Raw genomic sequence first — 14,098 nt, 5'->3', positions numbered from 1 at the left:
AGGTTGTTGTAATTATCTGTTTCTGGCAGCCCGAACGAACCGCTCCAGCGCTTCCTCCACGATCGATCGCGGACAAGCCAGATTGATGCGAAGCCAGCCTTCCCCTTCGGATCCGAAGACGGAGCCTTCGCTGAAAGCGACCTTCGCTTGGTTGAACATGAGATCCTTCAGCCCTTTGATGTCCAGGTTCAGCCCGCGGCAGTCAAGCCAAAGCAGATAGGTTCCTTCCGGCCGCAGCGGCTTCACTTCGGGCAGATGCTCTTCGAAATAAGCGAGCGCGTAGTTTAAGTTGCCTTCAACGTAAGCGAGCATCTCATCCAACCAAGCCTCCCCTTCGTTGTATGCCGCTTCCACCGCGTCCTGAGCGAAATGATGAGCCATATGCAGGCTTAACGTTTTGATGCGGTGATCGAATTTTCTCTTGATGGACGGGTTGGACGCCACTGCGAACGAAGTATGTAACCCAGGCAAATTGAACGTCTTGGTGGCCGCCAAGCAGGTAATCGTAATATCGGCGAGCTCCGGTGACAGGGAAGCGAAAGGGATATGCTTGTGGCCGGACAGCGCGAGATCGCAATGAATTTCGTCCGAAACGACGGTCACACCGTGCTTCAAGCACAGCTCGCCGAGCTGTAACAGCTCCTCGCGTTCCCATACGCGGCCGCCGGGATTATGCGGGCTGCACAGCAGCAGCAGCTTGGCGCCATCCTTGAACAGCTGTTCCAGATGGTCGAAATCCATTTCGAAGCGGCCGCCGCGAATGACGAGCGGGTTCTTGGCAACCCTCCGACCGTTGCTTTGAATGACATCGTAGAACGGATAATATACCGGCGATTGCAGGACGACCTGGCTGCCGGGCTCGCTGAACAGCTCGACCGCCAAGCTTAATGTGGTCACAATACTCGGCGAATCGGTAATCCAATTCGGATCGATCTTCCAGCCGTGACGGCGCTCGAACCAGCTGACGATAGCATCGAAATAGCTGTCGGTACGGATCGCGTAGCCGTAAACGCCTAGCGACGCGCGCTTTTCCAGGACGGCTCGTACGGCGGGGGGGCTAAGGAAATCCATATCCGCCACCCACAGCGAAAGAATATCCGGATCCCCGAAAAGTTTATCGTTTTGATCCCATTTATAAGAACGGGTATGACGCCGATCGATCCGGCGGTCGAAATCATAAGTCATCAGAAGTCACCTCAGATTCATATAGTGTTTAGATTATACCATCATTTGTAACAGAAATTGAATTTGTTTTGTGGAGCGTTTTGTTTGCGGCTTCCGTTGCGCTTCATGCAGTAATTTCAATGATTTCGGTCAGCGGGGCTAACGTGCGCGGTATGCAGTCTCATGTCTCTTTATTGACTATAAATACTGCAGCTTTAGGCTAGATTTTTGAAGGAAAATGCGTGTTGACAAAAAGAAGAAAGGGGACATATATTTTAGATGTAAATTACGGCAGGGCTGGAAAGAAAGTCATGCTTTTTCGCGAGATGAATACGGTTACAAAGCCGGAAGGGGAAGGCGTCTGTTGCTGTCCCCCCACAGAAATGATAATAAGAACGAGAGGCGGAATGAGGCATGAGTCAACGCGTTCTGCAAGTAGGTATCATCGGGCAAGGAAGAAGCGGCCGTAATATTCACGGCAATCTGCTGGCGAAAATTCCCGGCTTCTATCGCATTGCGGCCGTAGCGGATGCGTTGGAGGAGCGGAGGAAGCTTGCCGTGGAGGAGTACCGGTGCAGCGCTTATGCCAGCTGGCAGGAGATGGTCGAGAACGAGAGCCTGGATCTGATCGTCAATGCTTCCCCGAGCCATCAGCACTTTCCAATTACACTCGAGCTGCTCGAACGGGGCTTCCATGTCCTTTGCGAGAAGCCGCTCGCCAAAACAGAAGAAGAGGTAGACCGCCTCATCGAAGCATCGGAGCGTCATGGCGCCGTTTTGGCTGTTTTTCAGCAATCCCGTTATATGCCGGCCTACGTACAGCTTCGTAAAGTCATCGATTCAGGGGTGCTCGGGCGTATCGTGCAAATTGATTTTGCCAACAACGGCTTCTCCCGACGCTGGGACTGGCAAACGCTGCAAAGCAACCATGGAGGAAATCTGCTGAACACAGGGCCGCATCCTTTGGACCAAGCGCTGCAGCTATTCGGAAACGATGTGATGCCTGACATTACCTGTATCATGGACCGGGCTAATACGTTTGGGGATGCCGAGGATTATGTGAAGCTGTTGATGCGCGGACAGGGCCGGCCGACCATCGACTTGGAAATTTCCTCTTGCAGCGCCTACCCTCGGGAGCTGTTCAACGTCCAAGGCACGAACGGTGGACTTCGCGGCAATGGCAACCGGCTGGAGTGGAAATATTTCAAGCCGGAGGAAGCGCCTGTGCAGAAGCTTCAGCGGGAGCCGCTGTTTGATAACAAAGGGCTTCCAACCTACTGCAAGGAGGAGCTGACATGGCACACGGAGGAGTGGGAGCTGGCTCTTCCGGAAGGCAGAACGCTTTTTGAGCACATGACGGAGCAGCTGTACATGATGCTGTACCGCACGCTGGTTCATGGCGAACCGCTGGAAGTAACGCCTCAGCAGGTTCGCCGGCAGATGGCGGTCATGGAAGCGTGCCGGCGGCAAAATCCGCACATTTATCGGGATGGAGAGGATACAGCTTCATGAAGCCATTGTCTATCGGAATGATTGGTTTGGACACCTCGCACGTCATTGCTTTTACCAAGCTGCTCAACGATTCATCACAGCCTTATCATGTTCCGGGAGGCAAGGTGACGATAGCTTATCCGGGCGGCTCGCCGGATTTTGAGCTTAGTTCCTCACGGGTGGATGGATATACGGCTCAGTTAAGAGATGAGCTGGGTGTTCGGATCGCGGACTCGCTTGAGGCAGTTGCGGAGGCTTGCGACGCTATCCTGCTGGAATCGGTGGACGGCCGCGTACACCTGGAGCAATTCCGGGCGGTCGCCCCTTACGGCAAGCCGGTTTTTATCGATAAGCCGCTGACGGTACGGGCGGACGAAGCACAGGCTATCGCCGCTATTGCTGAAGAGCACGGAGTGACGGTCATGAGCTCGTCGGCGCTTCGATTTGCCGAAGGCTTGCAGGCTGCTCTTAGCCGCGGAGAGCATGGAGACATCATCGGCGCCGATCTTTTCGGCCCTATGGCGCTGCAGCCGACACAGCCCGGATATTTTTGGTACGGAATTCATTCGGTCGAGATGTTGTATGCCATTCTGGGGACGGGCTGCGCCGAGGTTTCCGTCAAGAGCAATGATGAGCATGATCTGATTACGGCCGTTTGGACAGACGGAAGGATGGGGACGGTGCGCGGTAACCGGAGCGGTAACCATGCCTTCGGCGGAACGATTCACCGCAGCAAAGGGTCGGATTTCATCGATATCTCTTCGACGGGGAAGCCGTATTACGCAAGCCTCCTGGAGCGGGTGATAGCCATGTTCCGGTCCGGGGCTCCTCAGGTTGCTATGAACGAAACGCTGGAGATCATCCGTTTCATCGAAGCGGCCAATGAAAGTCGGGCTATAGGAAAAGCGGTACGATTACATTGATTCATGTATGGCTCAATTCCAGGAGGATCCTGGGATTGGGCTGTATTTTTATGAGACTCTCTCCTTTTTCCCGATGGGTAAAGGAATTGCTGAGCGAACGTCGAAACAAAACTGGAATGGAACGTCACTTCGACTCCAGATTCAATTTTCAATGAAAGCAGGGAACTGTCGCCATGATGACTAAGGAAAGCCTGATGCTCGACCTGGAGAAAATGGGGATTCAACGCCAAGGAACCTTACTGGTTCATTCATCTTATAAAAGCATCGGCCCCGTGGAGGGAGGACCTAACACCGTCCTGGATGCCCTTTCCGAATATATGGCGGAGGGCTTGCTGGTGCTGCCCACCCATACATGGTCTACGATCAATAGTGAAAATCCAAGATTTTATGTGAAGGATTCTCCGACCTGTGTCGGGATCCTTACTGAATGGTTCCGCCAACGGCCGGGCGTTGTTCGCTCGCTGCATCCGACGCATTCGGTGGCTGCGCTTGGAAAGGATGCCGAGTCGTTCGTTGCCGGAGATGAACGGAGCGAAACGCCTTGCGGCTACCAAACCGCCTGGCGCCGGCTGTTGGAGCGCCAGGCGACTATTCTGCTGCTCGGGGTTGATTTGCGACGCAATACATTTATCCATGGGGTAGAGGAATGGGCGAACGTCCCCGGCAGGTTAACGGAGTATTATGAAGAGCTTATTACGGTACTGCCTGACGGTACGGAAATCCAAGTTCCTTCGCGCCGCCACTCCGTAGGTGGCTTATCGCAAAATTACTGGAAGGTTAACGACCTCTTTATTCAAAAGGGTGCGATGTATACCGGGCGTTTGGGCCTAGCGGAAACACGTGTGTGCGATACGGTGAAGATGACGCAGCTGCTCACGGAAATGCTTGCGCGAAACCCGGAGCTTTTCTCCAATGCAGATCCATTGCCCCGAAGCAAAGAATAGGAGTTGAAGGCTCATGAACCGAAGCACGACCTCAGTATCTCCCGAGATCCAAGCGTATTTGGAGCGCATTGGGTATCATGGCCCGTTGGAATGTACAGCAAACGTACTGGCCGAACTGCAGGAGCGGCATCTCCATACGGTGCCTTACGAGAATTTGGATATCCTCAGGAAGAAGCCGTTATCGTTAGAAGTGAAGGACCTGTACGAGAAAATCGTCGTTCAGCGACGAGGCGGCTACTGCTTCGAATTGAATGCGCTGTTCGGATGGCTTTTGAAGGAGCTAGGCTTCCCGGTGACAAATTTGTTTGCGCGATTTTGGCGGGACGAGCCGAATCCGCCCCCCAAGCGGCGGCATCATGTGCTGAAGGTGGAGGCGGAAGGAGCTTTCTACCTATGTGATGTCGGTGTCGGGGGGATTGTCCCGAGGCAGCCGCTTCTTATGAGTGAAGGCATGATGCAGCAGCAGGGAGATGAAGCGTACCGGCTTCAGCGGGATTCGGAATACGGGTGGATGCTTTGTGAGTTCAAGCACGGGGAATGGAGCGGGATTTATTCCTTCACGGAGGAGCCTCAGCTGCCCAAGGATTACTTAATGGCTTCTTTCTGGTGCGAGCATGCGCCGGACTCGATTTTTACGAAAGCACCCATGGTAGCAATTCGAACATCGGATGGACGCAATACGATGGCCGGGGAGGAGTTTCGCATCTTTACTTCTGCAGGTGTGAGAGCCTTCACCCCGCAATCGGAGGAAGAGTATCAAGAGGCGCTGCTAACTTATTTCGGCATCAGGCTGGAAGCTCCATAAATGGGTATGATCTCCCGGCTTTTGACAAATGCTATAGAGGGATGAAATCCCAACCCATCACCGGAAAAGGAGTTGGTCCTTCTATGGCAAGACGCAGACAAGGCAGGTCTTATGGTCAAGGCGGGCAATTCGGCTTTCAGGCAGCTCAGCAGGGTCCAGACTCAGGCTACCAGAATGCAGTAGAGCCTACGCATAATGGAAACTTTGCTTGGAACGGGCAACCGATCCCCACGTTTACCCCAAATGGAAACTATGGGGCAGCGGGAATGAGCGGAGGCATGGGCATCGCTCCGGGAATGGCACAAGGGATGTCTCAAGGCATGGCTCAAGGCATGGCACAGGGAATGGGACAGCCGGCCTACATACCGCAAGCAAGAAATAACAACAACGGTCAAAGCTTCGAGGGCGGCATGCCTGTTCCGGGCTCCACAGGGAATCCGAATGCGCCTTACGGTCAAAGAAATACAGGGATCAACAACGCGGATGACCGTAATGTGGGCTTCCAAGGCGGCTATACCGGCTATGGGCCGAACGGGCAGCCGCTTCAGTATGGCACCTTCATGCGGGATGGCACACAATACGGCGCCGGCCCCCATACGATTGATCCGAACAAGCTCATGGTTCAAGCGGTGCACTACGAGAACGGCGGGATTGCGGCTGTCCGCTTCCAGGACGGCTCCGTCGCTGACGTTGCTACTGCGATCGGGATGGCTGAAGCAGGCCTGATTGAGGATGTGAATACAGGCAGGAACCGGGAAGGGCAGAAGACGCTCCGTTCTTACCCGGACGGCGATCCGAGCAACAACCTGTCGAACCTGCCGAGGTTTTAGAATGAACTGCGCTTCCTTCGAGGGAGCGCAGTTTTTTTGGGTTTGGCCGGGTAGCGGGTGTGAAAACGAATGGAAACTATTGACGGGGGGCTGCTGTCTGCCTATAATTTGAGCAATCACTCAAGTAGAGTAAACGCTCAAAAAAGGGGGATGTGCTCCAATGGAAGCTTGGTTTCAGCTTCAAACCTTGATTTGGCTGTTTCCTATCGTATTTATTTTTCATGACTTTGAAGAAATCATTATGGCGGAAAGGTGGTTCACGGCAAATACCGCCAACCTGCGCCGAACACTGCCGAAGAGATGGGCCGATCGCGTTCTTCAACAATTCTCGATGAGCACGGCGCAGTTTGCCGTTGCCGTGCTCGTGGTGTTCCTCTTTGTCAGCAGCTCCACCTATATGGCGAATCAATATCTTCAAGGCGGCCCGCTGGGCAATTTGCAGTTTTTCGTTGTATGCACTCTGGTGCTGTTTCTGCACATCTTTACACATCTCGGGCAAGCAATCTATTTCCGTTCCATTACACCGGGAAGCATAACGTCGCTGATCCTGCTGCTGCCGTACAGCCTAGCCTTGTATCACAAGCTGCTGGAGCAAGGAATCATTACATGGTCTACGATTCTTCAATGTCTCCCGTATGTATTGCTGGCCGTTCCGGTTGTGCTGCTGGCACATAAGACCGGGAAAACCCTGATCAGGACGGAAGCGAGGTCGTCGGTCCTATGAAGAAAGCTTCCGCAAAAAAAGAGGCCATTCTCAAAGCGGCTCTGGAATTGTTTGCAGAGCAAGGCTTCGCCGCTACAACTACCAAGGACATTTCCTTTCGGAGCGGAGTGGCGGAAGGGCTCATGTACTATTACTTTCGCGATAAGCGGGAGCTGTTAAGAGAGGTCATTCGCACGCATTCCTTCTTCGAAGCGGTCAAAGCCAAACAGAGTGAGCTGCTGCAGCTGGAAGGCGTTACAGCGCTGGAGGAATACGCAAGCCTGTACTTGTCTTTCCTCCAAGAGCACAGCTCCTTCCTGCTTCTTGTGTGGTCACCCGAGCTGCTGCGGGATGAGGAAATATCACAGGAGGTGGGAGATTTAATAGCGCAGATGGTACAGCAAGCGGCGATGATTTTGTCCCGTGCAGCAGGAGCCCACTCGATTCGGTCCGGAGCTGTGCAGACTGGGGCATCAATGCTGCTGTCGTCGCTGCTGACCTATGCCGTTGTTCAAAGCAGAATGCCGGCGGAGGAGAGCTCCACTAATCAAGACTATATTCACGAAGTGATCAAGATCGTAATCCGCGGTCTGTCCAAGTAACTATATCTGCCATACGGCCCATCCCGTTCATCTCGGGATGGGTTTTTTGCCTATGAATCGGTAACATTCGTAGTACACATTCACTATATTCGACAAAATATATATTTTTTGTGAAAGAAATGTTGAATCACCTTTTAAAATTGTATTTATATGTTATAATACGTGACATACATATTACACTTGCAGCGTTTATATTAAAGGAGGAGCAGCTATGTTTGACTGGCTGGGTTTCAAAACGGGCTTCCCGTTATGGTGGTCCTTCCGATGGAATCGGCATCTGAAAGCGGACGTAGAAGAAATATTCGAAGGAATTGCGCATACCCGGAGGCAGATTTTAGTCAGCTGGGCGGAAGAATACTGGTCTCACTTGGATCGCCTTCAGCATGTCCTGCAAGCCAACGGACTCTCGCTCAACGAGATTCGATCGGACAGCGCCAAGGTGGAGCAGATATTCACAGATACGGCCAAGCGGGGGGCCGACTTCTCGGAGCTGTTCGTGCTGGACGGGCAGTCGGAAGTCATTTATTCCACGTATGCCGCTCATAAAGGAACCTCCTATGAGGGCAGAAACTCCCTTCTCTCCAAGGGTTTGCAGGAAACGCAGTCCGGCCTTACAAAGTGCCTGTTGGGTCCTTACGCCGATCCGCTGACTTTACGAATCGGACCAAGCACCTCTTCTTTTCATGATGCGGTCACGCTGCTATTCATTCTTCCGATTATCCAGGACGGACGATGGCTGGGAGCCATTTGCGGACGGGTGCCGAATGATGTTATCGGGGACTTGATTCAACGGGAATCAGGGCATGTGTACCCCGATTCGGGTGATAATTACATATTCATGGCGAAGCCGAGCTTCAATAAACATATTGCACCGGGAACGGCGCTTTCCCGCAGCCGATTTGAGGATCTCACCTTCACGCACGGCGACAATCTGAAAGAAGGCGTTCGAACGGATTACGGGATCGTAAGAGTGAAGGATCATACGGAGCTGGAGCTGATTTTCACGGATCCTGCGACAGGGAAGCTGCATCCAGGCGTTCAAAATACGATCGATAACGGAAGCAATCTCTTCGTGGAATTTCCCGGCTATTCCGACTATCGCCACATCCCCGTCATCGGGAAGGGGATCACATTCCAGCTTCCGCACTGCCCGGACGTATGGGGGATGATGTGCGAGGGAGATCTGGAGGAGGTATACCGCATCCGCGGCATTCATTCCAGGGTCAGCCGAATGCATTGGTGGCTGGTGAGCGGAATGGTTGTGCTGAACGCTGCCTTATTCGCCGCTTTGTCCTCGGTGCTTTCCGGCGTGCTGGGTGGGGTGCTCCTGGGCCTTATCAATCTTCTGTTCGGTGCCATCGGCGTGTCCGCCATCGGCCGGAAGGTGCTGAAGCCTACGGAATCCCGGATTCATCAGATCAACCGGTTTATCCGGATCAACGCGGAGGGGCAAGGCGACCTTACCCAGCGGCTGCAAATTTCCGATTTCGATAACGACGAAACAAAGGAGCTGGCCAAGTGGATCAATAATATGATCGATTCCTTGGAGGGCGTTATGCTCCGTGTGAAGCAAGCAGCCGGTGAGGTTCAATCCAGCCAGCTGATGCTGACAGATTCCACGGTGTCAACCGGAGAATCCACCCAGCGTCTTAGCGACAAGGTGGGAGGGATGATCCGCGGCATAAGGCATCAGTTGAAGGACCTCGATGTGGCTAAGGATGTATCGCTCCATATGAGCAGCACGCTGCGCGACCTGGAGCAGAAGGCAGCGGGACAGATCGCCGTAGCTCAGGATGAGGTGGAGAGAATCGGCGGAAAGATGCAGAGCATACAAGCGAAGGTGGACGAAACGAACGATACGATCCGCACTTTCCTGAAGACAACCGAGGAAATCGGCGAGCTGCTGCAGGTGATCGAGGAAATTTCGGCACAGACGAATTTGCTTTCCCTGAACGCTTCCATTGAGGCGGCCAGGGTAGGCGAACACGGCAAGGGCTTCGCCGTTGTAGCGGGTGAAATTCGCAAGCTGGCCGACCTGACCAAGCAGTCGACCGCCCGAATCAGCGATACACTGCAGCATATCGGGCAGCAAGCGGAAGTGGCGTACCATTCGATGGAGGAAGGCTCGAGGGTGGTTACCGAGGGAACCCGAATGGTCGCGACAGCTGCCGAGATTTTAACTCAGGCCGGTACCGAGGATTCGCTGAAAACCCAGGTGGTGGAGGAGGTCGTCGGCCTTATGGAGAAGATCGCCGCCGTAAGCATCGAGAATCGCAAAATTTCCACCGAGGTAGAAAGCACGGTGCAGGATTTGCAGGATAACATGCGTTATGTGAGGGATACGGCCGGAGATGTATCGTCCATCACGAACTCGCTTCTGCTTGTCGTGAATCAATTCAAGCTTACCGAGCATCGCAAAAGATAACTCAAAAAGGAGCTTTACAGATCGATACGGTCTGTAAGCTCCTTTTTTCATGACGAAATTCGTCTTCTGTGATAAAGATCACAGTCCGCCTTGCTAAAATATGGCAAACTTATCTTGGCTAGAGGATAGGGTCCTGCTTACGGAAGGTTCCGGCCAAATTCTCTGCGTCGCGGTCACGATGGTTCTGCTCGTAATCCTCCAGCACATCGATCAAATATTCTTCTCCATGCTTCCGCGCTTGGAAGATGAATTTCTCGCGGTCGACGATCCCGCTAATGTCGTGCCCGCATTCCCGGAGGCATTGCTCGAAGTCCTGCGCGGTAGGCACCGCATGATCTTCGAGGAACAAGAGGCCCCGCAGCTGCTTTACTTCGCCGCCGCGGATCACCTTGAAATGAACCGTATGCTCTTTGGTCATCCTTACCACCTCACTTTTAGGTATCGTTCAAGCGGCTGAGCATCATGTTTTTTTTACACATGTGGACAGCTTCTTATGGATAGAATAATGCGAATATGAGTAAAAATGCAATGGGAGGGAACATGATGGAGGTACATCCCCTCTTATCGGTCGAACAGCTCGCGCTGAAAAAGCATAAGATCTATAAGCAAAGCAAGCTGCGCTACCTGTCCCGATCCATGCTGGCCAGCATGTTCATCGGCTTCGGTGTCATCGTAGCGTTCAAGACTGGCAACTTTTTTTATCTGGAGCATTCACCGCTGACGTATCCTATGGCTGCGCTCACATTCGGAGCGGCCATTATCCTCATCGCTTATGGCGGAGGCGACCTATTTACCGGGAACACCTTCTATTATACCTTTGCCGCCCTGCGCCGCAACATGCGCTGGACGGAGGTGGTGAAGCTGTGGGTTACCAGCTATGCAGGCAACATTCTAGGAGCCGCGGTTTTTGCTCTGCTGATCTACCTCACAGGACTGTTCGCCGATCCGAAGGTGAATGGATTTCTGCTCAGCGTAGTATCGGCGAAAATGCAAGCCCCTGCGTGGGAGCTGTTCTTTCGGGCGATTTTATGTAACTGGCTTGTTTGTTTGGCCTTCTTCATCCCGATGTCGCTGCAAGGAGACGGTCCCAAGCTGTTCGCCATGATGCTATTTGTGTTCTGCTTCTTTATCTCCGGCTACGAGCACAGTATTGCCAATATGTGTACCTTCGCCATAGCCCTTGTTCTGCACCACCCGGGTACCATCTCTTGGGGCGGCGTAATACATAATCTGATCCCCGTCACTTTGGGGAACCTGATCGGCGGATCCCTGCTAATGGGTGTCATGTACCATTACGTTAATAAACCATTTATGGAAGAGGAGCATTAATATGAAAAAAACAAGAATTGTTGTCATCGGCGTCGGAGCGGTAGGCTCTACGACAGCTTATACGTTATTGCTGCGCAACCGCGCGGATGAAATCGTGCTGATTGACGCCAATCAGGACAAAGCGGTAGGCGATGCACTGGATATGAACCACGGCATTCCGTTTATCGGAAAGAGCCGCGTGTGGGCCGGAACGTATGAGGATTGCCGGGAGGCGGACATCATCATCATCACGGCCGGCGCTGCGCAAAGACAAGGGGAATCCCGCATCGACCTGCTTAAGCGCAATGTATCGATCTTCGAGAGCATCATCGGAGAGGTGCTGAAGGTGAATTCCGACGGTATTTTGCTGATTGCGAGCAATCCGGTCGATATCATGAGCTACTTCTCTTTGAAAAAATCGCAGTGGCCCGTCCAGCGCGTCATCGGTTCGGGAACGCTGCTCGACAGCGCCAGGTTCCGGTACTTGATCGGAGAGCACTTGAACATTGACCCGCGAAGTGTGCATGCGCACATTGTCGGAGAGCACGGAGATTCGGAGCTGCCGCTGTGGAGTCTTGCGAATGTTGCCGGCACGGAGCTGGTTATCGATCAGGAGGACAAAGAGCAAATTTTCGCCAATACGCGCGATGCCGCCTATCAGATCATTAATGCCAAGGGAGCTACCTACTATGCGATCGCTCTCGCTCTGGATCGGATCTGTACGGCCATCCTTCGGGATGAAGGCGCGGTGTTGAACGTATCCACGCTGCTTGATAATTATCATGGCATTTCGGATGTGTACCTCGGTGTTCCATGCGTGGTGGACCGCCAAGGCGTACGCGAGGTGCTGAAGCTGAACATTTCGGAAGAGGAGAAGGAGCAGCTGCACCGTTCGGCGAACAAGCTGAAGGAGATTATCGCATCGATCTAACATAAAGAACGGAGCCGTGACGGGAAGCATAAACTGGTACCCATACACTGGACACTTAGAAAAAAGTGTTTAGTGTGTGGGTACCTTTTTGTTTGCAGGCTACTTGTTTTTTCATCCAGTTCCAGTGGCATGACATCTTGTTCCCACGACCAACGATAAGATGGTCATATTTTCACGGACTTATGGGAGAGCCCCTTCGCTTTTGTCCCACATACACCGTGTCCACAAGGCATATATATGAGGAGAGTGGAAAGGGATAAGGATGGGGGAGAGCCATATGCAGACCAAGCAAACGTTCGTCAAAGGGACGATACTTCTCACGCTCTCGGCCTTTATTACGAGAATACTGGGCTTTGTGAATAGCATCGTGCTGGCCCGATTCCTGGGTCCCGAAGGGATCGGGCTTCTGATGATGGCGCATCCGCTCGTACCGATGCTCGTTACCCTGACGAGTCTAGGCTTGCCGGTAGCCATTTCGAAGCTGGTGGCGGAAGCGGAGGTTCGGAAGGACCGAGCCAAAATTCGTAAAATCATGACGGTCTCTCTGTCCATTACGGGCACCATGAGCATCGTGCTGACCTTGCTGGCTGTGCTCGGAGCGGATCATCTCGCGGGATGGCTTTTAACGGATTCCAGGGCGTATTATGCGATGCTGGCTACCTTGCCGATTGCACCGCTGGTCGCCGTTTCCGCGGTTCTTAAGGGATACTTCCGGGGCAAGCAAAACATGAAGCCTTTGGCCCTATCGGATGTGATCGAGCAAATCATTCGTGTGACGCTGATTGCCGCATTGGTGCAAATGCTGCTTCCCTACGGGGTGGAATATGCCGCGGCGGGGGCGATGATCAGCTCGGTTATCGGGGAAGGAGCCGGTTTGCTCTATTTGATCGTATCGATCCGTTTGCATCAGCATCAAACGCGGAGCAGAACCGCTATTGCAAGGGAACAAGCCGACGGAGAAGTACGGGGAACGGCCAAGGAGCTCCTTCAGATCGGGCTGCCGACAACAGGGGAAGGCTTTATTCATTCGATATATCGGGCCATTCAGCCGATGCTGATCACCAAGAGTATGGCTATAGCCGGAATCAGTACGGTGGTTGCTACGAAGCAGTATGGGCTTCTGGTCGGATATGCGTTTCCGCTGCTCATGTTCCCCAGCTTCATCATGCATTCGCTGGCGACCGCACTTGTACCGGCGATCAGCGAAGCCAATGCGCTTCGTCAGCGTGCGCTCATCCATGACCGGATTGATCAGGCCATACGAATCGCCGTAATGATCGGTGCGCCATGCTCTCTGATTTTGTATGTGTGGGCGGTACCGCTTACCACCATGGTATATCATGTGCCGGAAGCAGGGCCGCTGCTGCAGCTTCTGGCGCCGGTGTTTCTGCTGCAGTACATCGAGCCGCCGCTCCATGCCGTATTGCTCGGAATGGGTCAGGTTAAAGCGGTCATGCGCAATTTTATTTTGACCACGGTTCTGAAAGCAGCCGCCATTTTCTATCTCGGCTCTCAGCTCGGAATTGTCGGCGTCGTGTGGGGAATCAATATCGGGCTGATCTTGATCACCTTCCTGAATATGCTGTCGATTTCCCGATGCATCGGCTTTTCATTGGATTTGCGCAGCTTAGTCAAAACGGCGCTTTGTTTAGCCGCAATGCTGCTCGCAGGGCAGGTTACCCTATATATTGCCCGTCATGCAGGGATTCCATTACCATGGTCGGTCGTCTCCGCTATTCTTGCTTCCCTGTGCACCTACATCTATTCCCTTATTGCCACGAATACGATCAAACGTCGCGACATGAGAAAAATTCCCGTTCTTCGTCGTATGTTTACCTAATTATTCAAGCTTGCGAAAGAGACTGCTTCGGCAGTCTTTTTGTGCTGTCCAGGGTCCGAATTAGTAACCAATAAAAATTTGATTTGCTGTCAAAAAAATTGTGTTATACTAGCGTTGTTGTTTACAAAACGT

Annotated in this window: 13 protein-coding genes; 11 read left to right on the top strand and 2 right to left on the bottom strand. The window is 52.9% G+C overall.

The features are described from left to right. Positions 1–12: 12 nt before the first annotated feature. A complete protein-coding gene (locus QMO62_RS09520; protein WP_284640627.1) occupies positions 13–1,185 on the bottom strand; it encodes a MalY/PatB family protein in 1,173 nt (390 codons plus the stop codon). 393 nt (positions 1,186–1,578) lie between these two features. Between QMO62_RS09520 and QMO62_RS09515 the strand changes: the two genes are divergently transcribed. The 8 genes from QMO62_RS09515 to QMO62_RS09480 all read left to right on the top strand — a co-directional run bounded on the left by QMO62_RS09515 (position 1,579) and on the right by QMO62_RS09480 (position 9,887). Next, complete coding sequence (locus tag QMO62_RS09515) at positions 1,579–2,676, top strand: Gfo/Idh/MocA family protein (protein WP_284640626.1); 1,098 nt, start codon at positions 1,579–1,581, stop codon at positions 2,674–2,676. Then, a complete protein-coding gene (locus tag QMO62_RS09510; RefSeq protein WP_284640625.1) occupies positions 2,673–3,578 on the top strand; it encodes a Gfo/Idh/MocA family protein in 906 nt (301 codons plus the stop codon). Before QMO62_RS09515 ends, QMO62_RS09510 begins: the two co-directional genes overlap by 4 nt. A 173-nt stretch (positions 3,579–3,751) precedes the next feature. Next, complete coding sequence (locus QMO62_RS09505) at positions 3,752–4,522, top strand: AAC(3) family N-acetyltransferase (RefSeq protein WP_284640624.1); 771 nt, start codon at positions 3,752–3,754, stop codon at positions 4,520–4,522. Between the two features lie 13 nt (positions 4,523–4,535). Then, complete coding sequence (locus QMO62_RS09500) at positions 4,536–5,327, top strand: arylamine N-acetyltransferase family protein (RefSeq protein ID WP_284640623.1); 792 nt, start codon at positions 4,536–4,538, stop codon at positions 5,325–5,327. An 83-nt stretch (positions 5,328–5,410) separates the two neighbouring features. Then, on the top strand, positions 5,411–6,157 hold the full coding sequence (locus tag QMO62_RS09495; protein WP_284640622.1) for a DUF3892 domain-containing protein: 747 nt from the start codon (positions 5,411–5,413) through the stop codon (positions 6,155–6,157). Between the two features lie 160 nt (positions 6,158–6,317). Continuing rightward, positions 6,318–6,881, top strand: coding sequence for an HXXEE domain-containing protein (locus QMO62_RS09490; protein ID WP_284640620.1), 564 nt, complete (start codon positions 6,318–6,320; stop codon positions 6,879–6,881). After that, on the top strand, positions 6,878–7,462 hold the full coding sequence (locus tag QMO62_RS09485; RefSeq protein ID WP_284640618.1) for a TetR/AcrR family transcriptional regulator: 585 nt from the start codon (positions 6,878–6,880) through the stop codon (positions 7,460–7,462). Before QMO62_RS09490 ends, QMO62_RS09485 begins: the two co-directional genes overlap by 4 nt. A 211-nt stretch (positions 7,463–7,673) precedes the next feature. Then, positions 7,674–9,887, top strand: coding sequence for a methyl-accepting chemotaxis protein (locus tag QMO62_RS09480; protein ID WP_284640617.1), 2,214 nt, complete (start codon positions 7,674–7,676; stop codon positions 9,885–9,887). A 118-nt stretch (positions 9,888–10,005) separates the two neighbouring features. Here the strand turns inward: QMO62_RS09480 and QMO62_RS09475 are convergent, their stop codons facing one another. After that, entirely contained in the window at positions 10,006–10,305 is a 300-nt protein-coding gene (locus QMO62_RS09475; RefSeq protein WP_284640616.1) for a hypothetical protein, read from the bottom strand. 125 nt (positions 10,306–10,430) lie between these two features. Here QMO62_RS09475 and QMO62_RS09470 point away from each other — a divergent pair, with 125 nt between their 5' ends. The 3 genes from QMO62_RS09470 to spoVB all read left to right on the top strand — a co-directional run bounded on the left by QMO62_RS09470 (position 10,431) and on the right by spoVB (position 13,966). After that, positions 10,431–11,216: a formate/nitrite transporter family protein gene (locus QMO62_RS09470; protein ID WP_284640614.1), complete on the top strand. Its 786-nt coding sequence runs from the start codon at positions 10,431–10,433 to the stop codon at positions 11,214–11,216. A 1-nt stretch (position 11,217) separates the two neighbouring features. Then, positions 11,218–12,126, top strand: a complete 909-nt coding sequence (locus QMO62_RS09465; RefSeq protein ID WP_284640612.1) for an L-lactate dehydrogenase — start codon at positions 11,218–11,220, stop codon at positions 12,124–12,126. A gap of 277 nt (positions 12,127–12,403) precedes the next feature. Next, complete coding sequence (gene spoVB, locus QMO62_RS09460; RefSeq protein WP_284640610.1) at positions 12,404–13,966, top strand: stage V sporulation protein B; 1,563 nt, start codon at positions 12,404–12,406, stop codon at positions 13,964–13,966. Positions 13,967–14,098: the final 132 nt, after the last annotated feature.

The organism is Paenibacillus silviterrae, assembly GCF_030167925.1.
GTDB classification, from domain to species: Bacteria; Bacillota; Bacilli; order Paenibacillales; family NBRC-103111; genus Paenibacillus_G; species Paenibacillus_G silviterrae.
Note: the sequence above shows the minus strand (reverse complement) of the source record. Positions and strands in the feature narration are given on the sequence as shown.